Origin of the sequence: Catenuloplanes japonicus, from assembly GCF_000717135.1 — a bacterium.
GTDB classification, from domain to species: domain Bacteria; phylum Actinomycetota; class Actinomycetes; order Mycobacteriales; family Micromonosporaceae; genus Catenuloplanes; species Catenuloplanes japonicus.
This window is the reverse complement of sequence record NZ_JNXY01000016.1, coordinates 78,114-101,231: the sequence shown is the minus strand read 5'-3', so window position 1 is coordinate 101,231 and position 23,118 is coordinate 78,114. Positions and strand designations below refer to the sequence as shown.

Genomic DNA, 23,118 nt, shown 5'->3' with positions numbered 1-23,118 from the left:
GCGGGAGATCAGCGCAGTTCGCGTTTGAGTGGCTTTCCCATCGCGTTCAGTGGCAGCGCGTCGGTGAACTCGACGATCCGGGGGTACTTGTAGGAGGCCAGCAGGTCGCGGCTCCAGGCGATGAGGTCACCGGGGGTGAGCGTGGCGCCGGGGCGCAGGACGACGACGGCCTTGACCTCCTCGCCCAGCGCCTCGTCGGGCGCGCCGATGACCGCGGCCAGGGACACGTCGGGGTGGCTCGCCAGCACCTCCTCGACCTCACGGGGGTAGACGCTGTAGCCGCCGCGGATGATCAGGTCCTTCAGGCGGTCGACCACGTAGTACCAGCCGTCGGCGTCGCGGCGGCCCAGATCGCCGGTGTGCAGCCAGCCGCCGCGCAGCACCTCGGCGGTCTCCGCCGGGCGGTTGTGGTAGCCGCGCATGACGTTGTGGCCGCGGACCAGGATCTCGCCGACCCGGTCCGGGCCGACGATCGTCTCGCCGTCCGCGTCGACCAGCTTCACGTCGACACCCCAGATCGGCAGGCCGACCGAACCGGGCCGGGCCGGCGCGCCCGGCTTGCTGAAGCAGATCGTCGGCGAGCTCTCGGTCATGCCGTAGCCCTCCAGGATCGTGACGCCGAAGTGCTTCTCGAACGCCTCGATGACCGCCACCGGCAGCGCCGACGCGGCCGAGATCGCACGCCGGAGATTGGCGCCGATCGTCGCGATGTCGGTGTCGCCGGTCAGCGCGCCGAGCAGCGCCCGGTACACCGTGGGCACGCCGACGAAGTAGGTGATGCGCGTGGTCTCCATGACCCGCAGCGCGGCCCGCGGCTCGAACCGCGGCATCAGGATCAGCGTCGAGACGCCGGCGAACCCGGCGTGCAGGTTCACCGTGGCCGCGAACACGTGCGACAGCGGCAGCACCACCAGGTGCGTGTCGGCGAGCGGCGTGCTGGCCAGCATCCGGTTGGCCGTGGCCGTGTGCATCAGCAGGTTCGAGTGGGTGAGCAGCGCGCCCTTGGCCTGGCCGGTGGTCCCGCTGGTGTAGAGCATCGCCACCGGGTCGGTCTCCTGGCGCAGCACGGTCTCGAAGTCGTCCGAGCGGCCGGCCAGCGCCTCGCCGAGCGTCCGCACGCCGTCGATCGGCGATTCCTGCGCGGGCTCCGCCGTGATGAGGAAGAAGTGCGCGCACTCCGGGGCGTCGGTGAACGCGGCGTAGCCCTCGTCGGCGGAGAAGCTGAAGAACGCCTTGGCGCCGGAGTCGGCCAGGAAGTACTGGATCTCGCGCTGCCGGGAGAGCACGTTCAGCGGTACGACGACCGCGCCGGCCTTGACGATGCCGTAGTAGACGATCGGGAACCACGGCAGGTTCGGGCAGGACAGCGCCACCCGGTCGCCCGGCTCGATGCCGTGCGCGACCAGTAGATCCGCCACCCGCCGGCTCTCCGCGTCGACCTCGGCGTAGGTCCACCGCCGGGTGCCCAGCACCAGCGCGTCGTGGTCCGGATGGTTGCGGGCGCTGTCTTCGAGCAGCATGGCGAGGCTGAGCATGGCGCCGACGGTAGGCCCGCGGTCTTGACAGCGAGTGGACGGCTCCGTCTGGAGGGCATCTCCAGGCCGGAGCGCACCGGAACCGGGCCCGGGAGTGCCGGAAGCGCCGGAACCGGCGCCGGGAGTGCCGGGGCGGGGCGTGAACCACCGGGCGGGTCTTCGGGGACGGGACCGGCCACGGATCCGGCGGCCCGCGGGAGCATGCGGAACGGGACCACGCCGGAAGTGGGTATATAAAGTGATTTAAAGGGCGAAGCCCGATAATTGTCCTTTGTAGGCCTTCGGTATCGGAGGCGCGTACTCGTCGCGTGCGCTGGTGCGGAGGCCGAGGCGGGCCAGGGACTCGGCGAGGGCGACGGCGGCGGCGACGCCGTCGATGACGGGGACGCCGAGTTCGCGGGTGGCGGCGGCGCAGAGGTCGGCCATGCCGGCGCAGCCGAGGACGATCGTGTCGGAGCCGTCGTGGTCGAGCGCGTGCCGGGCCAGGCCGACGACCTCCTTCAACGATGAGGGGGTCAGGTCGAGGACCGGGATGTCGGTGGCGTGCACGCCGCGGCAGGCGCCGGGCGGGCAGTAGCGGGCGGCGAGGTCCCAGGCGCGCCCGCGGGTGCGGGACAGCGTGGTGACCACGCTGAAGCCGCGTCCGAGCAGCATGGCCGCGTGCATGGCGGCCTCGGCGATGCCGATCACCGGGCCGGTGGCCAGCTCGCGCGCGGCGTCCAGGCCGGGGTCGCCGAAGCAGGCGATCACGTAGGCGTCGGCGGGCGGCGTGGACGTGATCGCGTGCAGGATGCCGGGGACGGCGAGCGCCTCGTCGTAATGGCTCTCGATCGAGGCCGGGCCCATGACCGGGGTGACCGCCTCGATGAGCGTGCCCGAGCCGGCGGCGGCTCGGGCACTCGTCTCGATCGTGGCGGTCATCGCGTCCGTGGTGTTGGGGTTGATGACCTGGATGAGCACGCTGGTCAGACCCCCGCGCCGCTGAGCTGCCGCACCCGGAACACCGGCGCCAGCAGCAGGTAGGAGGCGAGGCCGAGGCCCATGCCGATGAACCAGGAGTACTGGGCGACGTCGCTCGCCTTGAGCAGCACCGGGATGACCGCGATGACCGCGCCGATCGCGGTGGCCAGGATCGCGGCGATGTTGTAGCCGCCGGTGTAGTGGTAGCGGCCGTCCGGGGAGAGCGTGAACATGTCGTCCACGTCGACCTTCCGGTTGCGGATCAGGTAGTAGTCCGCGATCAGCACGCCGAACAGCGGTCCGATGAACGCGCCCAGCACCTCGAGCGTGTAGTGGATCACGTCGGGGTTGTTGTAGAGGTTCCACGGCGTGATCAGCACCGAGCCGACCGCCGCGATCATGCCGCCGGCGCGCCAGGAGATGCGCTGCGGGCTGACGTTGGAGAAGTCGAACGCGGGCGAGATGAAGTTCGCGACGATGTTGATGCCGATCGTGGCGATCGTGAACGTGAGCGCGCCGAGCACGATCGCGAAGGTGCTGTCGATTCTGGCCACGGTCGCCACCGGGTCGGTGATCAGCTCGCCGAAGACCGGGATGGTCAGCGACGCCGTGACGACCGTGAGCAGCGAGAACACCAGGAAGTTGACCGGCAGGCCGAGCAGGTTGCCGGTCTTGACCGCCTGGAACGACTTGCCGTACCGCGAGAAATCGCCGAAATTCAGCATCGGTCCGGAGAAGTAGGAGACGACCAGCGCGATCGCGCCGAGCATGATCGGCAGCGCGTCCCAGCCGTGGTACTCCACGTCGCCGAGCGTCAGGTTGATCGCGCTCCAGCCGGCCTCGTGGATCAGGTAGCCGGTGAGCGCGAACATGACCACGTAGACGGCCGGACCGCAGAAGTCGATGAACCGCCGGATCGTCTCCATGCCGGTCCAGAACACCGCGGCCTGCAGCACCCAGAGCAGCGCGTACGTGCACCAGCCGAGCAGCGGCAGGCCCAGGAAGCCGTATTGGTTCACGTCCGCGTAGGGGGCCAGGCCCGGCCACAGCTTCAGCACCACGACGTCGAGCGCGGCGCTGGCCAGATAGGTCTGGATGCCGTACCAGGCGACCGCGATCAGGCCTCGGATGATCGCCGGCACGTTCGCGCCGAGCACGCCGAAGACACTGCGACAGATGACGGGGTACGGCACGCCGGTGACCTGCGACGGCCGGGCCACCAGGTTGCAGAAGAAGTAGACGATCGTGATGCCGACCAGCAGCGACACCAGCACCTGCCAGGACGACAGGCCCAGCGCGAACAGGCTGCCCGCGGTGACGTACCCGCCGACGCTGTGCACGTCGGACATCCAGAACGCGAAGATGTTGTACGCGCCCCACTTCTGTTCCTTCAGGGGCGCGAGATCCTCGTTCGTCAGCGCGGGGTCGTAGCCCGGCTTGATGAGGCCGCTGCCGACCGGCATGCCGGCCGCCTCGACGAGATCCTGCGGTGGGTGCAATGTGTCGGCCATGGATGCGCTCCTCAGGTCATACGCCTGGTCATCGGGTCCTCGCGGCCCGTGGAGCACACGCTATGAACGTTTGGTTTCGCAGCGATGAGCGGGAATATATATCTTCCGGCGGCGCATGGTGCCTAGGCGCTTCCGCCGGCCAGGCTAGGCATCGGGGACCGACGCGGTGGTGACCGGTTCCCGGCACGCTGACCGGATGAAGAAGATCGTTATCGCCGCGCTCGGAGTCGCCGTCCTCGTCGCTGTTCCGGCGCCGGCACAGGCCTCGGAGCCCGCCTTCCAGAAGTGCGGACGGGTGACCGTCGACCGGGATGCGCCGGTGATCGGCCGGGCCAGCAGGTTCGTCAGCGCGCCGGTGCCGACGGTCTGGCGGATGCACACGGACATCGACCGGTGGGACACCTGGATCCCCGAGATCACGCCGGCCGTGACGAAGACGCCGGGACCGCTGCGCCGTGGCTCCGTCTTCGAGTGGAATCCGCAGGGCATGCACGTCACGTCCACGGTCCTGACGGTCGAGCAGCGGCGGTGCACGGCCTGGGGCGCGCCGGTCGGCGGCATCGACGGCGTGCACCTGTTCACCTTCCGGAAGGTGCGGGGCGGCGTGCTCGTCACGACGGAGGAGTCCTGGTCGGGTGCGGTCGTCGAGGCCGACGTCCCCGGCTTCCAGGCTCTTCTCGACACCGGGCTCCAGGACTGGGTCCAGCGGATCGAGGACGTGGCCGAGAGCCGCTGAGCACCCGTGTGGTGACCGGCGCAGGGGCCGGTCACCACACGGGCGAAGGTCAGCTCAGGTGGAAGCGGGCGTCCGTGGCCAGCGTGGCCAGGGCCTCGGCGGTGAGCGGGAGCGTGGTGAGCGGGGTGGCGCCGCTGCCGCCGGCCTGGGTGGCGGTGCGGTCCTGGGCGATGATGACGACGGTGCCGTCCGGGTGGCGGTAGGCGGCCCACTGATCGGCGCGGGCTTCCTGCGCGAAGGTCTCGGTGCCGGTCGGGGTGACCACCGCGACCTGCTTGCCGTCCACCGTGGTCACCTGGCAGGTCTCGGCGACGCCGCCGAACCGGGCGATGGCGAGCGTGCACAGGTCGTCCGGCAGGCCGTTGCCGGGCGTGTGGACCTCGGCCTCGATCCGTCCGGTACGCCCGTCCTTGGTGATCGGGATGCTGGTGGAGTACTGCCAGGTGGAGCCGGCCTCCTTGCCCTGGCCCTCGGCCGTGGCCTGGTGGTACTGCTCACCGGCGGTGAAGCCGTCCGGGATCACGGCGAGGAGTTCGTCGCGGACCTTGACGCCCTGCTCGAACCGGTGGCCGGAGCGGGAGGTGGCGTCCGTCTGGGGCTTACCGTCGCCGTCCAGCGGCCAGACCGGCTCGGTGCCGGTCGGGGCCGGCGATCCGTTGCCCGGTGCGGGCTCGCCTGCGGGGATCCCCGGCTGCGGTTGCCTGCTCGGTGCGGCGGCGACTGGCGCGAGCGGGTCCGTGCCGGGCCCCGCGGCCTGGGTGGAGCCTTGGAACAGCGCGGTGCCGGGGCCGAGCCCCCAGCCGACCGTGACGGCCAGCGCGGCGGCGGTCCCGGCCGTGGCCACGGCGAACCGCTGACGCACGGCACGGCGGCCGGCGGCGAGCGCGGTGGAGGACTCCATGGGCGGTGGTGCGTCGAGCGTCATCGTGCTGCGCAGAGCGTCGCGAAGGGTGTTCTCGTCCACGAAGATCTCCTATCCGGTGGTGACGGGGCGGGTGAGCAGGGTCCGGAGCGTGTCCAGGCCGCGGGAGGCCTGGCTCTTCACGGTCCCGGGTGAGCAGCGCAGGATCGACGCGGTCTCCTCGACGGACAGGTCCTCCCAGTAGCGGAGGATCAGCACCGCGCGTTGCCGCCGGGGCACGTCCGCCAGGGCCTGGAGCAGCATCAGCCGGTCGTCGGGCGTCGCCGCCGTGTGGTCCGGCCGGTCGAACGGGACCGGTGCGGTCCGCTCCCGCCGCCACCAGCCGCGGCGCCCGTCGTCGATGTAGGTGCGGATGAGCACCTGGCGGACGTACGGGTCCAGCGCCTCGTACCGGGACACGCGGTGCCAGTGCCGGTACAGCTTGGTGAAGGCGGTCTGCACCAGGTCCTCGGCCCGGTGCCAGTCGCCGCAGAGCAGGAACGCCGTCCCGCGCATGGCGTCCGACCGGGCGGCGAAGTACTCGGTGAACGCCTCGTCGCGATCACTCATGCCGCCTCCGCGCTTCGCTTTCCCAGCGACATGAGTTCAGGCGCTGAGCCCTTGATTCGCTCGCAAGCTCGCTCATACCTACCCCCTTCCGTTCTGTCGGCGATAATCACGAGACCGGATCGCCGGAAGGTTGCACGCTCAGGATGCCAGGGCCTCGGTCGGCGGGAGGTTCGCGGCGCGTACCGCGGGATAGACGCCGGCGGCCACGCCGACCAGCACCGCGCCGCCGAGACCGCCGGCCGCTGCCCAGACCGGGATGACCACGGGCCAGGACTGCCAGGTGGCGTACGCGAGCACGGCCAGCACGCCGAGCGCGGTCCCGGTGAGGCCGCCGAGCCCGGACAGGACCACGGACTCGGCCAGGAACTGGAGGCGAATCTGGCCGCGATGGGCGCCGAGCGCGCGGCGCAGGCCGATCTCGGAGCGGCGCTCCAGCACCGAGATGACCATGGTGTTGGCCACGCCGACGCCGCCGACCAGCAGCGACACCGCGGCCAGGCCGAGCACCAGCGAGCCGAACGCGCTCTGCGTGGCCCGCCGGGCGGCCAGCGCGTCGGACGGGCGGCTGACCATCACCATGCCGGGCAGCTGCGGGTTCGCGGTGGCGGGCAGGATCGCGCGCACGTCCTCGAGTGCGGCGTCGTCCGCGCGGACGTAGAGCACGGTCGGGTGCCCGTCGAAGCCGAGCGTGTCCCGGGCCGCGTCCCAGCCGATCAGCACGGACTGGTCCAGGTCGGCCGCGAGCGGGACCGGGGCCAGGATGCCGGAGACGCTGAACCAGCGGTTGCCGACGCTGATCTGCGGCGGTGGCGCGCCGGTCCTGATCGGGCCGACGCCGAGCCGGTGCGCGGCCTCCGCGCCGAGCACCGCGACCGGGAACCGGGACGTGACCTCGGTCAGGAACGTGCCGGAGACCAGCCGGGCCCCGACCGCGGGCAGCAGGTCGGTGCGTGCGGCCAGCACGGTCAGCCCGCAGCCGTCGTGGACGGAGACCAGGTCGGAGCGGCGCGCGACCGAGTGGACGTTCGCGACCGCGCTGGCCACCTCGACCGGCGCGATCCGGGCGACCATGTCCATCGACTCGGCCGGCAGCGGCACCGGTTTGTCGCCCTTGGACACCGGCTGGACGCGCAGCAGGTTGGTGCCGAGCGCGGCCAGCTCCGCGTCGAGCGCGCGCCCGCTGGACGCGGGGATGCCGGTGACGACCAGCATGGTGGCGATGCCGATGGCGATGCCGAGCGCGGAGAGCGCGGCGCGGGCCTTGCGGATGCGCGGCCCGAGCAGCCCGAGCCGCACCACGTCGCCGGGGGAGAGCCTCACGGCGTGGTCACCACCGTGGTGCCGGTGTCCACGCCGGCGCCGCTGACCTCGACCAGGCCGCCGGCGAACACGCCGGTGGTGACCGCGATCAGCGTGCCGTCCGGCGTCTGCAGCGCGTAGCCGCCCTCACGCAGCGCGACCAGCGCACCGACCGGCACGGCCAGCACCTGCTCACGCGCGGCCATGGTGAAGCGCACCTGGACCGGCGCGGCGTCGAAGGGCGGGGGCTCGTCCGGCGTCACCGTGACGGTGATCTTCGGGGGCTCGGTCGAGTCCGGGGCCTGCAGCACCGTACGGCTGATGTCGGTGACCGTGCCCTTGACCTCGCGCCCGTCCGGGAGCGCGATCGTCACGGCCTCTTTCAGGCTCACGCTGCCCGCCTCGGCCGCGCTCATCGGGAGCGTGACGACCTTGGTGGTGGAGGTGACCTCGACGACCGGGCCGCTCGCGGGCGCGCCCGGTTCCGCGGCCAGGTTGCTGACCCGGCCGGGGCCGCCGACCACGATCACCTGACCGGGCTTGAGCGTGCCGGGCTCGGCCAGGCCGCGCTTCTGCTGCCAGCGTTTCAGCGCGTTCATCAGCGGTTTGTCGCTGAGCGACTCGTCGGCCGCCCAGGTCTCGTAGCCGAGCGCGTCGAGGTTGCGACGCAGCTGGAACACGTCGCTGCCCTGGATGCCGGGCTTGTCGATCGGCCGGAAGAACGGCGTGTCGCCGTAGAACACCACCACCGGCTTGTCGTCGACCCGGTACAGCTCCGTGCCGCGGGCCACCTCCGTGCCGATCTGCGGCAGCTTGGTGATCACGCCCTCGCCGGTGCCCTTCAGCACGCGGGCGGTGCCGAAGCCGATGGTGCCGGCGTAGAGCCGCTTGTCGACCAGGTCCGTCCGGACGACCGCGACCGTGGTCAGCGACGGCATCACGAGCGGGGCCTCGGCCGGGGGCCGGTCCCGCAGCGCCACGAAGACGCCGCCGCCGGCCAGCACGGTCAGCAGCGCCAGCACCGCGAGCCGCTCAGCCACCGAACGCCTCGATCATGCACGCGCTCTCCAGCTCCTCGATGTTCTCCGGGACGACCGTGTCCGCGGTGTCCCAGGTCCAGCTGCCCGGCTCGGTGGAGTGCACCATCACGCCCTTGCCCCGCAGGCAGCGCACGTTGTCCTCCCACTGCGCCGCGAAGTCCGGGTTGTAGTTCGGGTCGAGTTCCCTCGGGCCCCACGGGCGCCGGTTCTTGCAGGCGTCGTAGGCGGCCCTGGTGGCCGGGTCCTCCTCGTCGAAACCGGCGCCGGCCGGGGCGGCCACGGTGTCGTTCTGCCGCTGCACGGCGCCGTTCTTGATCAGGCAGTCGTGGTACCGCTCCCAGAGCGCTTCCTTCTCAGCTTCGGTCGAGTCGAGCCGGATCTCGACGCTCTTGTCCTCGGTCACCGGTGCGCCGGCGACGGTGGTCGGTGCGGGCGTGCCGGTGCTGAGCGTGGGTACCTGCGGCGCGGCCGTGGGGGACGCGCCGCAGGCGCTCGCCAGCAGCAGCACGCCGGTCACGACGCCGAGTCGAATCGTTCGCATGGCGCGGACTCTCCCGGCGGATTGTCAGGAACCTGTGGTCATCCGGTAGTGCTTCGGTCCGGAGCCTGTGAGCGGGCCGCCCGCGCGCCTAGACTCGCCGCCGTGTGCGCATATGTGCTGGTGGCGGAGGACGACCCGAAGCAGGCCGAGCTGGTCCGCCGCTACCTGGAGCACGAGGGGCACGCGGTCGTGGTGGTCGGTGACGGCCGGGCCGCGCTGGATCAGGCCCGGCAGAACCCGCCGGACCTGCTGGTCCTGGACGTGATGATGCCGCGCGTCGACGGCCTGGACGTGTGCCGGATCCTGCGCCGCGAGTCCGAGGTCCCGATGCTGATGCTGACCGCGCGCAGCACCGAGGACGACCTGCTGCTCGGCCTGGACCTGGGCGCGGACGACTACATGACGAAGCCGTACAGCCCGCGGGAGCTGGCGGCCCGGGTCCGCACGTTGCTGAGGCGCTCCCGGCCCCCGCAGCGGCGCGCCGATCCGGGGCTGAGGATCGGAAACCTGCACGTCGATCCGGTACGCCACGAGGTGCGCGCGGACAACGCCCTGATCGCCTGCACGCCGGGCGAGTTCGCGCTGCTGGAGACGATGGCGCGCGAGCCCGGCCGGGTCTTCACGCGCGACCAGCTGCTGCGGCACCTGCACGGCTTCGACTCCTACGTCACCGCGCGCACGGTCGACGTGCACGTGATGAACCTCCGCCGCAAGATCGAGCCGGATCCGCGGCACCCGGTCCGGCTGCTCACGGTCTACGGCGTCGGCTACAAGCTGGCCGATGCGTAGCCTGCTCATCCGGCTGCTGGCCGTGACCGTGAGCGTCTCCGTGCTGTCCGTCGTCGCGACCGCGTACCTGGCGGTGCGCGCCACCACGCGCGCGATCGCGCAGGAGCAGGGCCAGGCGCGGACCGAGGACGCGGAGATCTACGACGCGCTCGCCGGGTACGCGGCCACCCATCCGGACTGGAACGACGCCGGGCCGCTGGTCCGCGAGCTGGCGGAGCGCACCGGGCACCGGATCGCCGTGACGGACCGGGACCGGGTGCCGCTGGCCGAGTCCGCGGCCGGGCTGCTTCCGGAGCGTGCGTCCGCGACCGTGGACCCGCTCACGCTGGACGGGAACCTGGCCCGTGAGCTGCCGGAGGACCGGATCGACCCGCGCGCGATCGGCCCGTTCCGGATCACGGACGTGGAGCACACGCGTCTCACCAGCCTCGCCCGGACCGTGGTGGAGTGCCTGGCGGAGCCGTACCCGCAGGACGCGGTGGCGGTGCCGATGCCGGCGGTGGCGGAGGAGCCACGGCAGGTGCAGGGCCCGATCGAGGCGCGGATCGTGGACGGGCCGACCGGGCGCCCGGTCGTGGAGATCGTCCGCGGTGACCTCGGCGCGGACACGATGTGCCGCACCTACCGCGCCGACCTGGCCGCACCGGTCGCGTCCGAGACCGCGGCGCTGAGCACGCTCGGCGACCTGACCAACGCCTGCCTGGACCGGCAGGGCCTGCCGCACGTGCGGCTCGCGCCGGACCGGACCTGGCAGCCCCGGGAGAACGACGCCGCGACCGGCATCTGCCTGGCCGGCGCGCGCCGGGAGCAGCTGGCCGCGCACGTGGCGCCGGCCGTGCTGCTGTTCGTCACCACGCCGGGCGACCCGGCACCGGGCCGGGTCGGGCTCGACCTGTCGCCGGCGAACCGGGCCCGGATCATCGGCGTCACCGCGCTGGTCCTGCTGGTCACGATCGGCGTGACCGTGCTGGCCGGGCTGCGGCTGGTCCGGCCGCTGCACGCGCTCACCGCGGCGGCCGGGCGGATGCGCGACGGCGACGCCGGGACGCGGGTACGCGTCCGCGGCCGCGACGAGATCGCCCGGCTGGGCGCCGCCTTCAACGCGATGTCGGAACAACGACAGCGGGTGGAGGAGCTGCGCAAGGCCATGGTCGGCGACATCGCGCACGAGATGCGGACGCCGGTGACGAACATCCGCGGCTGGCTGGAGGCGGTCGAGGACGGCGTCGTGCCGCTGGACGCGGAGCTGGTGACGTCGCTGCTGGAGGAGGCGGTGCTGCTGCAGCACGTCATCGCGGATCTGCAGGACCTGTCCGCGGCCGACGCCGGTGAGCTGCGCCTGCACCCGCGGCCGGTGGACGCGGCGGAGCTGCTGCGCGGCGTCGCGGACGCGTTCGGCGCGGCCGCGGAGCGGGCCGGCGTGACGTTGAGCGTGCACGCGGAGCCGATCACCGTGAGTGCGGACCCGATCCGGCTCCGGCAGGCGGTCGGCAACCTGGTCTCGAACGCGATCCGGCACACGCCGTCCGGTGGCACGGTCACCGTGACCGCGCGGACCGACGTCACGGAGCTGGCCGTGGACGTGGCCGACACCGGGCCCGGGATCGCGGCCGAGCAGCGCGACCTCGTGTTCGAGCGATTCTGGCGGGCGGACGGGTCGCGCAGCCGGCAGACCGGTGGCAGCGGATTGGGGCTGTCGATCGTCCGGAAGCTCGCGGAGGCGCACGGCGGATCGGTGTCCGTCGACAGCCCGCCCGGCTCCGGCGCCACGTTCACACTGCGTATACCGCTGCGCTGACGCGCTAGAGTTTCCCTCGCATTACCCGAGCATTGCGGCTAATTGGGACAGAGAGGCACTCGGGTCTATCGGAGAGATCACCGGGAGATCTTGCGTACAATCCGCCTCTGCGGATCGATCACCCGCTTCGACAAGGTCGGCCCGCCGGATTTCGCCCGTAACGTCCCGGCTCAGGGTCTTTGATCCTGCGCCGGACCCCTTACCTTCGCGGTTTTGCCGCCGACCGTAGGGGCGACCGGAAGTCGAGCACCACCACAGATCGGGAGGACACGCTGGTGACCAGTGACCGCCTGCCGGTGGCCGTGTCGCCCTACGGTCCGTACCCCGATCTTGCTCTCCGCGTTCATGACCTGACTATCCGCGGTCACCACACCGAGGGTCTCGCCGCCGCCGACGAGGGCGAGGCGGTGCTGCTGCTCCTCGGCGACCAGCGCACCTGGCGCGTGGCCCGGCTCGGCCGGATGTACGCGCTGGCCGCGCTCGGCCGGCACGACGAGGCGCTGACCATCGGCGAGGCGCTGATCGCGGACGCCTACTACGGTGGCCCGCGCGCCACCGACGCCAAGATCATGGCGGACACCGCGCGGGCCCACCTCAGCCTCGCCCACGTGGACGAGGGCCTGCACTGGATCGCGCGCGCGATGTCGCTGCTGGACATCACGCCGACCGGCGGCCCCCGCTTCTTCTCCGCCATGGCGTCGCTCTGCGAGGCCGCGAAGAACGCGGAGCTGTTCGAGCTGGCCGACAGCCTCATGCGGCGGGCGCTGGACGCCTACGAGGCGCCGGAGCTGTGGCGCACCTCCGCCGAGCTCCAGCACGCGGAGCTGCTGCTGGAGTGGGCGGTCCGCCTGGAGCAGGTCGACCGGGCCGAGGAGGCCGCGGTCGCGGTCGGCCGGAGCCTCGCGCTGGTCCGCAAGTGGACCGACCAGGACGTCGACTCGCCGCTGGCGTTCGCGCTGCTCGCGCTGGGCGCGGCCAAGCAGGGCCTGCACGAGGAGGCGCTCGGCCCGATCAACCGCTTCCTGATCCGCATGCGCGACACCGGGCAGAGCCACGAGGCACGGCTGCTGCACCTCGCCCACGGCATCGTGCTGCGCGACCGCGGTGACCTGCGCGGCGCCCGCCGCGAGTTCCAGGCCGGCCTGGAACTGGCCGTGCTCGCCTCGCAGCGGCTGCTCTACCGGTACGAGCTGGCCCGCCTCGCGCTGCAGGAGTCGCCGGGCGAGGCCACCCAGACCGTGTTCGCGGCGCTCCGCGGGCACGTCGAGTCGCTGTGGCGCCTGCGGATGGACCGCCGCACCATGCTCCGGCAGGCCCACCGCCGCGTCGAGCTGGAGGCGGCCCGCTCCCGCGCGGACCACGCGGCCAGCTCGGACGCGCTCACCGGCCTGGGCAACCGCCGCATGTTCGACCGGCGGATGGAGACGTTGCAGGACGTCGGCTCGCTGCTGCTCATCGACGTGGACGAGTTCAAGGGCATCAACGACCGTTACTCGCACGGCGTCGGCGACCGCGTGCTGGGCGAGATCGCGGCCGTCCTGCGTGCGCACTGCCGGCACGACGAGGTGGCGATCCGGTTCGGCGGCGACGAGTTCGCCATGTTCCTCGCGGTCGGCGAGCGCGAGGCCCGGGTGGTCGCGGAACGTATCCGCCAGGTGATCCTCACCCGCGACTGGCACCAGATCGCGGCCGGCCTGCGCGTCACGCTCAGCATGGGCCTGGCGCAGTGCGTGGCCGGCGAGACCGCGCGCGAGCTCTACGACCGGGCCGACGCGCGGCTCTACCTGGCCAAGCGCGGCGGCCGCAACCAGCTCGCGGCCGCCTGACCCCGCATCAGCCCACGTGGATGCCGGGGCGTTGTGACGCGTCCTTCTCGCACTGGCGGAGGATCTCCCGGACCACCGGCGCGGTGTCGCCGCGGCCGAACAGCAGGTAGCGCAGCAGGTGCACGACCGGGCTGCCCTCGGCCCACTCGAAATAGCAGTGCGGGCGTACCCCGGTGGCATCCCGCAGCGCCAGCAGCACGGCCGCGATCGCGTTCGGCGCGGCCGGGGACTGGGTGAGGAGCACCCGGTGCGGGCCGACCTCGACGCCGCGTACCCGCAGCACGCCGCTGAACTCGGACGGGTCGGCCACGTCGACCTCAAGGAAGAGCACGTCGGCGCGGCCCGGGACCGGGTTCATGCCGCGCTGCTCGCCCTCCTTCTCCGCGTACTCGGCCGCGTCGCGGGTCTGCGGCCGGTGCGCGATCAGGTTCAGCGCGCCGTCGTGCGCGATCGAGTCCGCGATGAACCGGCGCGCCGCGTCGTCGAACTCGATGCGGTCCGCGCGCAGCTCCGTGGTGCGCGTGACGCGGGAGACCAGCGAGACCACGATGATCCCGGCGATGAACAGCGCGGAGATCGCGATGCCGTCCGGCTTGGCGATGATGTTCTCCGTCATCGCGTACAGCAGCACCAGCGTCAGCGCGGCGAAGCCGATGCTCGCCCCGCGCTTGCGGTGCCGGATCGCGAACACGGTCACCGCGACCGCGCCGGAGACCATCATCGCGAGGATGCCGGTGGCGTACGCGCCGGCCTGCGCGTTCACGTCCGCGCCGAACGCGATGGTCAGCACCACGCTGATCAGCGTGTAGACCAGCACCACCGGCCGGACCGCGCGCGCCCACTCCGGCGCCATGCCGTAACTCGGCAGGTAGCGCGGCACGATGTTGATCAGGCCGGCCATCGCGGACGCGCCGGCGAACCACAAGATCAAGATCGTGCTGATGTCGTACGCCGTGCCGAACGCCTCGCCGAGCCGCTCGTGCGCCAGGTAGGCCAGCGCCCGCCCGTTCGCCGGACCGCCCTCCTCGAACGCGGCCTCCGGAATCAGCACGCTGGTCACGAAGCTGGTCGCGATCAGGTAGAAGCTCATGATCACGGCGGCCGCGGTGAGCAGCCGCCGCGTGTTCCGGACCCGGTTCTCCAGCCGCTGCGCCGCGTTCTCGCCCTTCGCCGCGACCAGCGGCATCATGCTCACGCCGGTCTCGAAGCCGGACAACCCCAGCACCAGCAGCGGGAACGCGATCACGGCGGTGGTCAGCACGCCGAAGAACCCGCCCTGCCCCGTGGTCAGCGCCGCGGTCCAGCCGGCCAGCGCGCCCGGTGTGCCGAACACATCGGACAGTCCGGCGCCGACCACCACCAGGTTCAGGCCCAGGAACACGGCCACCAGCGGGATCGCGACGCCGACCGCCTCGCTGAAGCCGAGCAGGAACACGCCGCCCAGGATCAGCAGCATGATCACGGTGATCGGCACGGCCAGGCCGTGGAACGCGGTCGGCACGTACGGGTTCTCCAGCAGGTGCACGGACGCGTCCGCGGCGGAGAGCGTGATCGTCACGATCCACGACGTGGCGACGAAGCCCAGCAGGATCAGCACGAACAGCTTGCCCCACCAGAACGGCAGCAGGTTCTCCAGCATCGCCACCGAACCCTGGCCGCGCGGGCTCTCCCGGGCCACCCTGCGGTACATCGGCAGCATGCCGAGCAGCGTCAGCGCCACGATCAGCAGCGTGGCCAGCGGCGACAGCACGCCGGCGGCCAGCGCGGCGATGCCGGGCAGGTAGGCGAGCGTGGAGAAGTAGTCCACGCCGGTCAGGCACATCACCTTCCACCAGGCCTGCGGGGCGGCGTGCGACTCCGTGCTCTCCGGGCCGACCGGCTGCACCCGGTCCTTGAGCAGCCACCGCCCCAGCGGAGTGCCCGGCGGACGTTCCCGCACCGGGCTGTCCACGTACGCCGGAATCGCCGGCTCAGGGCTGCCGCCCATAGTCTCCCCCTCGATCGGAATCGCCGTGGGCACGCTACCCGCCCCTGTCACGTCAACAGCGCGTATACCCCGGCCGTGTGCAATGGCAGCGTGACAAGACCTCCCTATGACGCGGACGTCGAGGCCGTGCTCGCCGCCGCGGGCCTGGACCGCGACGTGCCCGCGCCGGCCGCCGAAGACCTGATCACCGGGCTGCGCGCGGGCAACGCCGAGGACCTGAGCGGGTACGACGTGGTCCGCCGGGACATCACGGCCGACGGCTACCGCGACGCGCGGCTGACCGCGTCCGTCTACAGCCGGCCAGGCCACGTCGGCGCCGGCCCGGGACTGTTCGTGCTGCACGGCGGCGGCATGGTCGGCGGGACCCGGCACACCGGCCTGTCGCTGATCCTGCCGCTGCTGGCCGCGCACGACGTCTCGGTGGTCACGGTGGACTACCGGCTGGCGCCGGAGCACCCGGATCCGTACCCCGTGGAGGATGCCTATGCGTCCTTGATCTGGACCGCACGCAACGCCGGTGACCTGGGCATCGATCCGGGACGCCTGATCCTGGCCGGCATCAGCTCGGGCGGCGGGCTCGCGGCCGGGACCGCGCTGCTGGCCCGCGACCGCGGCGGCCCCGCGCTGCGCGGCCAGATGCTGATCTGCCCGATGCTGGACGACCGGGACCGGACCGCGTCGGCCCGTCAGTTCGACCGAAGCGGCACCTGGACCGGCGGTCACAACCGGGCGGGCTGGTCCGCGTTGCTCGGCGCGCGCGCCGGGACGTCGGACGTGTCCGCCTACGCCGCACCGGCCCGCGCGACCGACCTGTCCGGACTGCCGCCCGCGTTCGTCGACGTGGGCTCCGCCGAGGTCTTCCGGGACGAGTCCGTCGCCTACGCGAGCCGGATCTGGGCCGACGGCGGCGCCTGCGAGCTGCACGTCTGGCCCGGCGGCACGCACGCGTGGGACGCGCTGGTCCCGGACGGCGCGATGGCCCGGCAGGCGTTCGCGGCCCGATCCGGCTGGCTCGGCCGGATCCTCGCGGCCGCCCCGGTGCCCGCGTTGTGACCTGTGACGCAGCTGCTTGATGACGTACCCTCACACACTGTTAGGTAAGGCAACCCTTCCCCGACACGTGGAGTCATCCCGCATGCGTTTCGTCCCGAACCGGGGCCGCCGGCTGTTGTTCGCCGCGGTTGCCGCTGCCATCACCCTGAGCGCCTGTACCACCACCGGCACCGAGGACACCGCGGCGCCCTCCACGTCCACCGGAGCCGGCGCGGACACGTTCCCGGTCACGGTCACCACCGCGTTCGGCGACATCACCGTGCCGAAGCAGCCGGCCCGCGTGATCACGCTCGGCTGGAGCGACGCCGAGGTCGCGCTCGCGCTCGGCGTGCAGCCGGTCGGCGACGCCGACTGGATGGCGTTCGGCGGCGACGGCCAGGGCCCGTGGAACCAGGGCAAGTACACCACCGCGCCGGAGAAGGTCGGCACGCTCGAGCTGGACATGGAGAAGATCGCCGCGCTGCGGCCCGACCTGATCCTGGACACCCGGTCCAGCGGCGACCAGGCCCGCTACGACCAGCTCAAGGCGCTCGGCGTCCCGGTCGTCGGCGTCCCGGCCGGCGCGGCGGCGTACGCGACCACCTGGGACCAGCAGCTCGACCTGGTCAGCAAGGCGCTCGGCAAGACCGCCGAGGCCGCGAAGCTCAAGACCGACCTCGAGGCGAAGTTCGCCGCCGCCGCGGCCGCGAACCCGTCGTTCGCCGGCAAGTCCGTCACCGCCGGCGTGAAGACCAGCCAGGGCTGGGGCGCCTACGTCAGCAGCGACATCCGCGTCGGCCTGATGGAGAAGCTCGGCTTCAAGAACGCCACCGCCATCGAGGAGAAGAAGGGCGAGTCGTTCTTCGTCTCGCTCTCGAACGAGCAGCTCAACCTGCTCGACGCGGACCTCACCGTGATCTTCATGATCGGCGTCGAGCCGGCCGAGATCAAGGCGGACAAGCTGCTCCAGGCCGTGCCGTCCGTGCAGGCCGGCCACGTCGTCTACATGGAGGACGCCGGCATCTCGTCCGCGTTCTCCAGCGGCTCCGTCCTCGGCCTCGGCTACGCGCTGGACAAGGTGCCGCCGATGCTCGCCGCCGCGCTGGGCTGACCACCGATGCCGGACACTCGCGTCCGGCGGGCTGCCGCGCTCACCACCGGACTCGTGGTGGGCGCGGCCGCGCTCGTCGGCGTGGCGCTGCTCAGCCTGCTGGTCGGCGCCCAGCCGCTGCCGCTCGGCACGGTGCTGGACGCCCTCCTCCACCCGGACCCGGCGCTCCAGCAGCACCTGATCATCACGGAGTCGCGGCTGCCGCGTACCGAGGTCGGCATCCTGGCCGGCATCGCGCTCGGCCTGTCCGGCGCGATCATCCAGGCCGTCACCCGCAACCCGCTCGCCGAGCCCGGCATCCTTGGCGTCAACGCCGGCGCCGGGTTCTTCGTGGTCATCGGCATCAGCGTGTTCGGGCTGAAGAGCCTCACCGGGTACGTCTGGTTCGGCTTCGCCGGCGCCGCCGTCGCGGCCGTGGTCGTCTACACCATCGGCTCGTTCGGCCGCGGCGGCGCCACCCCGGTCAAGCTCGCGCTGGCCGGCACCGCGCTCACCGCCGTCTTCCTCTCCTTCACCACCGCGGTGCTGGTCACCGACGCGGCCACCTACGACCAGTTCCGCTTCTGGCAGGTCGGGTCGCTCACCGCGCGCTCCACCGACGTCGCCGCGAAAGCGCTGCCGTTCATGGCCGTCGGCGTGCTCATCGCGCTCGCCTCGACACGCGTGCTCAACGCGCTCGCGCTCGGCGACGACGTGGCCTCCTCGCTCGGCCAGCACGTCGGCCGCGCACGCCTGATCGCCGCGGTCGCGGTCGTGCTGCTCTGCGGCACCGCCACCGCCATGGCCGGGCCGATCGTCTTCGTCGGGCTCATCGTGCCGCACGCGGCCCGGATCCTCACCGGGCCGGACCACCGCTGGCTGCTGCCGTACGCCATGCTCCTCGCGCCGATCCTGCTGCTGCTCGCGGACGTGCTCGGCCGCGTCATCACCGAGACCGGCGAGGTGCAGGTCGGCATCGTCACCGCGGTCATCGGCGCGCCGTTCTTCGTGGCCATGGCCCGCCGGCGCCGGCTGGCCGAGCTGTGACCGGCATCGTCGCGGCCACCCGCCGCAGGGAGGCGCGCCGCGCGGGTACCGTCGCCATCGCCCTTGGGCTCGTGGTCCTGGTGCTCTTCGCGCTCTCGCTGTCCTACGGATCGTTCCAGGTCTCGCTGCCCGACATCGTCCGATCGCTGCTGGGGCAGCCGACGCCGCCACAGGTCGACTACATCGTCCGGACGCTGCGGCTGCCCCGCGCGATCCTCGCGGTCCTCACCGGACTCGCGTTCGGCATCGGCGGCGCCATCTTCCAGAACCTGGTCCGCAACCCGCTGGCCAGCCCGGACGTCATCGGCGTCACCGCGGGCGCGAGCTGCTCCGCCGTGCTCGCGATCGTGCTCTTCGGCGCGAGCGGCGGCCTGATCACGGTGATCGCGCTGACCGGCGCGCTCGTCACCGGCGCGCTCATCTACGTGCTGGCCTGGCGCGGCGGCGGCATGGGCACCTACCGGTTCGTGCTGGTCGGCATCGGCATCGGCGCCGCGCTGGCCGGCGTCATGTCGTTCCTGCTGACCCGCACGGACATCCGCGTCGCCCAGGACGCGCTGATCTGGCTCACCGGCAGCCTCAACGCGCGCGACTGGGACGACGTCCGGCCGCTCGCGCTCGCCGGCCTGGTGCTGATCCCGGCCGCGCTGCTGCTCGGCCGGCTGCTCGGCGGGCTCCAGCTCGGCGACGACATGGCCAAGGGCCTCGGCATCGGCGTCGAACGCGGCCGGCTCGGCCTGCTGCTCACCGGCGTGCTGCTGGTCGCGACCGCGACCGCGGCCGCCGGCCCGATCGCCTACGTCTCGTTCATGTCCGGCCCGATCGCGGCCCGCCTGGTCCGCGGCGGACGCCCCGCACTGCTGCCCGCCGGCCTGGTCGGCGCCGCCGTGGTGCTGGCCGCGGACTTCATCGGCGCGCACGCGATCCCCGGCATCATCTTCCCGGTCGGTGTGATCACCGGCGTGATCGGCGCGCCCTACCTGCTCTGGCTGCTCGCCACGGCCAACCGCACCGGACGAGGAGAATGACCGCTGTGCAGGCCTCCACATTGCAGGCCCAGGGCCTGTCGCTCGGCTACGGTGACCGGCGCATCGTCGACGACCTGACGTTGACCGTGCCGACCGGCAAGGTCACCGTCATCGTCGGCCCGAACGCGTGCGGCAAGTCCACGTTCCTGCGCGGACTCGCCCGGCTGCTGCCACCCTCCTCCGGAAGCGTGCTGCTCGACGGGAAGTCCATCCACTCCATCCCGAGCCGCGAGGTCGCGCTGCGGCTCAACATCCTGCCGCAGGGCCCGATCGCGCCGGACGGGATCACCGTCACCGACCTGGTCAGCCGCGGCCGGCACCCGCACCAGGGCTACTTCCGTCGCTGGACCGCCGAGGACGACGCCGCCGTCACGGCCGCACTCACCGCGACGGACACGCTGGCGCTCGCGGGCCGCGCCGTCGACGAGCTCTCCGGCGGGCAGCGGCAGCGCGTGTGGATCGCCATGGCGCTCGCGCAGCGCACCGGCGTGCTGCTGCTCGACGAACCCACCACGTACCTGGACGTGAGCCACCAGGTGGAGGTGCTCGACCTGCTCACCGACCTCAACGAGACCGAAGGCGCGACCGTGGTCATGGTGCTGCACGAGCTCAACCTCGCCTGCCGCTACGCCGATCACCTGGTCGTCATGAAGGACGGTGCGGTCGTCACCGCCGGCCCGCCCGGGTCGGTGCTGACCGAGACCGTGGTGGAGCAGGTCTTCGGCATGCGCTGCCGGGTCGTGCCGGACCCGGTCTCCGCCACCCCGATGATCGTCCCGATCGGGCGGCACCGGATCGCCGCGTGAGGATCACGACCGTCTCCCGCTGACAGATCAAGATCCAATTCATCTTCCCGCTGTCGCGGTGGTCGCCTTCCGCATGCTCCCGCGGGCACCGGTCGTCGCTGGCGCTCCTCCCTGCCGGATCCGTGGCCACACGGTCAAGAGCAGGGCCCTGCACCCGGTACCGGCGCCGGCCGTCCCGCCGCGTGTGGTCAGTCGCCGCCGCCTCCGCCGTCACCACCGCCGTCACTGTCGCCGAAGTCCCAGCCGTCGTCGGAGCCGCGGGAGAAGCGGAGGCGGCCGGTGAACAGGATGAGCGGGGCGACGAGGACGAAGAGCAGCGGTACACAGTAGAGCGCCAGCGTGCCGGCCGGCGGGACGACGAGCGCCCGGTCGCCGTCCACATGGGCGGAGACGCTGGTGCCGGTGCGCAGGTCGACGCCGCGGACCTCGCCGCTGGTCTCGGCGCCGCTCAGCGTCCAGGAGCCGCCACAGAGGCGCTCGGACTCGTTGACGCCGCTCCGGCACGGCCCGTCGATGGTGACCGCGGCCTCCGGCTGGGTGAGGGAGATCAGGTAGGGCCAGCCGAGCTGCGAGAACACGAAGATCCCGACGACAGCGAAAATCAGGCTCAGCAGCAGCCGCATCAGGGCCGAGAGAAGTCTGGACATGGCCCGTGACGTTAGCGACGAATGTCGCTATCAATCCGATTCGATGCGGTGGATGGCACGATGTCGCGACTGAGCCGCGCTGTCGTCCTCAGAGCAACTGCTGCTCCGTGATTTCCAGCCGCTCGCCGTACCAGGATTCCAGCACCGCCCACAGCCCCGCCTCGCCCTGATCGAGGACCGCCGCCGCGCGTTCCCCCTGCGCCGCGGGAAGGTATTCCCACAGGTGATTGCCGTCGTTGGCCTGCACCGACCCCTTCCCCAGCAGCGGCTCGAACCGCGCACTCCCGGCCGGCCCCGACACCGTGTAAACCCCGTTCTGCTCCCGCCGGTCCACAGCTCTTCTCCCGTTGTCCGTCGCCATTCCCCCTCACGTACCCCCAGGATCTCCCCACTCACCACGCTCCCGGGTGATTGCACATTCCGGCTCCACGGCACCGCCCGCGACTCTGATCCCACCCCGACCGGCGCCGTCCACGCCGACCGCCGGCGGCCGGCCGGCTGAGGCCGCGGATCGTGGTCCCGGGCGGGCCCTCGGGCCGCGCGTGGCGACTAGGGTCGGACCATGTACATCGCACGGGTCCGAGTGGAGAACGTTCGGGGCTTCCATGACGCGCGCTCGGTGGATCTCGGCCTCGAGCGCCCGGACGGCACGTATGCGGGTTGGACTGTCATCGCGGGTCGGAACGGCTCCGGTAAGACGTCGCTCTTGCGGGCGATCGCATTGGCGATCAGTGGTCACTCGTCGGCCGGTGTTCTGATGCCTGATTCTTCGAACTGGATCACTGTCGGCCGAGACGCAGGATCGGTAGGTCTCGACTTAGTTGCCGACCCGGTGCTGGATCTCTCCGGAGAGGGCGATGTTTCTGAGGAGCCGTTGAGTCTCTCCATGTCGTGGAGACTCGCTCGTCCGCTGAGGGCGACAGGACGTGACCCTCAACCGCTCCTGTCGAGCGGGAATTCGCCCTCGGCATGGGGTCCTTGGCAGCCGAATGCGGCAGGCTGGTTCTGTGCGGCATACGGACCGTTTCGCCGGCTGACCGGCGGCTCGATCGATGCGCAGCGACTTACGCAAGGGCCTGCGGTGATTTCGCGGCTTGCCAGCCTCTTCCATGAGGACGCATCGCTCGCTGAGGGCGTCTCCTGGCTCATCGATCAGCACCTTCGTTCGTTTGAACGGCGGTCCGGCGCAGCGGAGCTCAAGGAGGCGGCCCTCGCTGTGCTGGCGGACGGGCTGCTCCCCGATGGGTATGTGGTACGCGGCGTCGACGCGGACGGTCTGTGGGTCGACAACAACGACCGTCGTTTTCCTCTTCGAGAGATGAGCGACGGCTATCGTGCGGTGACTGCCCTGGTTGTCGATCTTCTCAAACAGATTCACGACTGCTATGGCGAAATCGCCCTCGACGAGACCGAGGGTTCTGTGAGAGTCGTCGCACCCGGAGTTGTGGTCATCGACGAGGTTGATGCCCACCTGCACGTCACCTGGCAGAAGCGCATCGGCACGTGGCTGAAGAGTCACTTTCCGAACATGCAGTTCATCGTCACGACCCACAGTCCGTACGTCTGCCAGTCGGCGGATCCCGGTGGCCTCATCCGGCTGCCTGGTCCTGACCAGGACGAGTCGCCTCGGGTGGTGAGTGAGGATCTTTACGAGCGGGTCGTCTACGGGAGCGGTGACGATGCGGCTCTCTCGGGCCTGTTCGGTCTCGAGTCCTCGTATTCGGATGCCGCGCAGCGGCTTCGGCGTGAGCTGGTCGAGTTGGAGTACGCGGTCGTGGTCGGATCCGCCTCGCCGCCTGACATCGAACGGTACAGGCACATCTCCGGTCTGCTCACCAGTTCACCCAAGGCCCGCGTCGATGAGGTGGCGGCTCGCCTGGCGATGAGGCCTGCCGATCAATGATCAGATTGTTCAGGACCGAGCTCTCGGCGGAGACGTCATCTCGCATGGCGGACCTCGGTCGCCAGACGGTGC

21 protein-coding genes are annotated in these 23,118 nt (G+C 71.6%); 10 read left to right on the top strand and 11 right to left on the bottom strand.

Translation table 11 applies throughout. The features are described from left to right. Positions 1-8 precede the first annotated feature (8 nt). The 3 genes from OP04_RS22400 to OP04_RS22390 all read right to left on the bottom strand — a co-directional run bounded on the left by OP04_RS22400 (position 9) and on the right by OP04_RS22390 (position 4,006). Positions 9-1,535: a long-chain-fatty-acid--CoA ligase gene (locus tag OP04_RS22400; RefSeq protein WP_033341749.1), complete on the bottom strand. Its 1,527-nt coding sequence runs from the start codon at positions 1,533-1,535 to the stop codon at positions 9-11. 243 nt (positions 1,536-1,778) lie between these two features. Then, positions 1,779-2,495: an aspartate/glutamate racemase family protein gene (locus tag OP04_RS22395; protein ID WP_033341748.1), complete on the bottom strand. Its 717-nt coding sequence runs from the start codon at positions 2,493-2,495 to the stop codon at positions 1,779-1,781. A 5-nt stretch (positions 2,496-2,500) separates the two neighbouring features. After that, positions 2,501-4,006, bottom strand: coding sequence for an NCS1 family nucleobase:cation symporter-1 (locus OP04_RS22390; protein WP_033341747.1), 1,506 nt, complete (start codon positions 4,004-4,006; stop codon positions 2,501-2,503). A 196-nt stretch (positions 4,007-4,202) separates the two neighbouring features. On the opposite strand from OP04_RS22390, the gene OP04_RS22385 reads away from it, so the two are divergent. Continuing rightward, complete coding sequence (locus OP04_RS22385) at positions 4,203-4,742, top strand: SRPBCC family protein (RefSeq protein ID WP_063746666.1); 540 nt, start codon at positions 4,203-4,205, stop codon at positions 4,740-4,742. A 49-nt stretch (positions 4,743-4,791) separates the two neighbouring features. Here the strand turns inward: OP04_RS22385 and OP04_RS22380 are convergent, their stop codons facing one another. From OP04_RS22380 to OP04_RS22360, 5 genes are all read right to left on the bottom strand, one after another. Further along, entirely contained in the window at positions 4,792-5,706 is a 915-nt protein-coding gene (locus OP04_RS22380) for a hypothetical protein (RefSeq protein WP_033341746.1), read from the bottom strand. Between the two features lie 9 nt (positions 5,707-5,715). Beyond that, positions 5,716-6,213 (bottom strand): SigE family RNA polymerase sigma factor, encoded by a 498-nt coding sequence (locus OP04_RS22375; RefSeq protein WP_033341745.1) that lies wholly within the window; start codon positions 6,211-6,213, stop codon positions 5,716-5,718. Between the two features lie 138 nt (positions 6,214-6,351). Further along, a complete protein-coding gene (locus tag OP04_RS22370) occupies positions 6,352-7,533 on the bottom strand; it encodes an ABC transporter permease (protein WP_033341744.1) in 1,182 nt (393 codons plus the stop codon). Continuing rightward, complete coding sequence (locus tag OP04_RS22365) at positions 7,530-8,552, bottom strand: efflux RND transporter periplasmic adaptor subunit (protein ID WP_051798658.1); 1,023 nt, start codon at positions 8,550-8,552, stop codon at positions 7,530-7,532. Before OP04_RS22365 ends, OP04_RS22370 begins: the two co-directional genes overlap by 4 nt. Continuing rightward, positions 8,545-9,093 carry a hypothetical protein gene (locus tag OP04_RS22360; protein ID WP_157240180.1) on the bottom strand — a complete coding sequence of 183 codons (549 nt, stop codon included), beginning with the start codon at positions 9,091-9,093 and terminating at the stop codon, positions 8,545-8,547. Before OP04_RS22360 ends, OP04_RS22365 begins: the two co-directional genes overlap by 8 nt. Positions 9,094-9,195: 102 nt before the next feature. Between OP04_RS22360 and OP04_RS22355 the strand changes: the two genes are divergently transcribed. From OP04_RS22355 to OP04_RS22345, 3 genes are all read left to right on the top strand, one after another. Further along, a complete protein-coding gene (locus OP04_RS22355; RefSeq protein WP_232323693.1) occupies positions 9,196-9,882 on the top strand; it encodes a response regulator transcription factor in 687 nt (228 codons plus the stop codon). Further along, complete coding sequence (locus OP04_RS22350) at positions 9,875-11,680, top strand: sensor histidine kinase (protein ID WP_033341741.1); 1,806 nt, start codon at positions 9,875-9,877, stop codon at positions 11,678-11,680. Before OP04_RS22355 ends, OP04_RS22350 begins: the two co-directional genes overlap by 8 nt. Before the next feature lie 275 nt (positions 11,681-11,955). Beyond that, positions 11,956-13,506 carry a tetratricopeptide repeat-containing diguanylate cyclase gene (locus OP04_RS22345; RefSeq protein ID WP_033341740.1) on the top strand — a complete coding sequence of 517 codons (1,551 nt, stop codon included), beginning with the start codon at positions 11,956-11,958 and terminating at the stop codon, positions 13,504-13,506. Positions 13,507-13,513: 7 nt separating this feature from the next. Here the strand turns inward: OP04_RS22345 and OP04_RS22340 are convergent, their stop codons facing one another. Further along, entirely contained in the window at positions 13,514-15,493 is a 1,980-nt protein-coding gene (locus tag OP04_RS22340; RefSeq protein ID WP_033341739.1) for an APC family permease, read from the bottom strand. Positions 15,494-15,583: 90 nt separating this feature from the next. Here OP04_RS22340 and OP04_RS22335 point away from each other — a divergent pair, with 90 nt between their 5' ends. From OP04_RS22335 to OP04_RS22315, 5 genes are all read left to right on the top strand, one after another. After that, positions 15,584-16,546 carry an alpha/beta hydrolase gene (locus tag OP04_RS22335; RefSeq protein ID WP_198153935.1) on the top strand — a complete coding sequence of 321 codons (963 nt, stop codon included), beginning with the start codon at positions 15,584-15,586 and terminating at the stop codon, positions 16,544-16,546. A gap of 82 nt (positions 16,547-16,628) precedes the next feature. Further along, on the top strand, positions 16,629-17,636 hold the full coding sequence (locus OP04_RS22330; RefSeq protein ID WP_033341737.1) for an iron-siderophore ABC transporter substrate-binding protein: 1,008 nt from the start codon (positions 16,629-16,631) through the stop codon (positions 17,634-17,636). Positions 17,637-17,642: 6 nt separating this feature from the next. Then, complete coding sequence (locus OP04_RS22325) at positions 17,643-18,662, top strand: FecCD family ABC transporter permease (protein WP_033341736.1); 1,020 nt, start codon at positions 17,643-17,645, stop codon at positions 18,660-18,662. After that, entirely contained in the window at positions 18,659-19,690 is a 1,032-nt protein-coding gene (locus OP04_RS22320) for a FecCD family ABC transporter permease (RefSeq protein WP_033341735.1), read from the top strand. The genes OP04_RS22325 and OP04_RS22320 overlap by 4 nt, the downstream gene beginning before the upstream one ends. After that, the gene (locus tag OP04_RS22315) at positions 19,687-20,496 is read left to right on the top strand and encodes an ABC transporter ATP-binding protein (RefSeq protein ID WP_033341734.1); all 810 of its coding nucleotides are present in this window, start codon (positions 19,687-19,689) and stop codon (positions 20,494-20,496) included. Before OP04_RS22320 ends, OP04_RS22315 begins: the two co-directional genes overlap by 4 nt. A 188-nt stretch (positions 20,497-20,684) precedes the next feature. On the opposite strand, the gene OP04_RS22310 is transcribed toward OP04_RS22315, so the two are convergent. Beyond that, on the bottom strand, positions 20,685-21,143 hold the full coding sequence (locus OP04_RS22310; RefSeq protein ID WP_033341733.1) for a hypothetical protein: 459 nt from the start codon (positions 21,141-21,143) through the stop codon (positions 20,685-20,687). Between the two features lie 88 nt (positions 21,144-21,231). Continuing rightward, on the bottom strand, positions 21,232-21,477 hold the full coding sequence (locus OP04_RS22305; protein WP_033341732.1) for a hypothetical protein: 246 nt from the start codon (positions 21,475-21,477) through the stop codon (positions 21,232-21,234). A gap of 228 nt (positions 21,478-21,705) precedes the next feature. Between OP04_RS22305 and OP04_RS22300 the strand changes: the two genes are divergently transcribed. Continuing rightward, positions 21,706-23,046, top strand: coding sequence for an AAA family ATPase (locus OP04_RS22300; protein ID WP_033341731.1), 1,341 nt, complete (start codon positions 21,706-21,708; stop codon positions 23,044-23,046). The last annotated feature ends 72 nt before the right edge of the window (positions 23,047-23,118 follow it).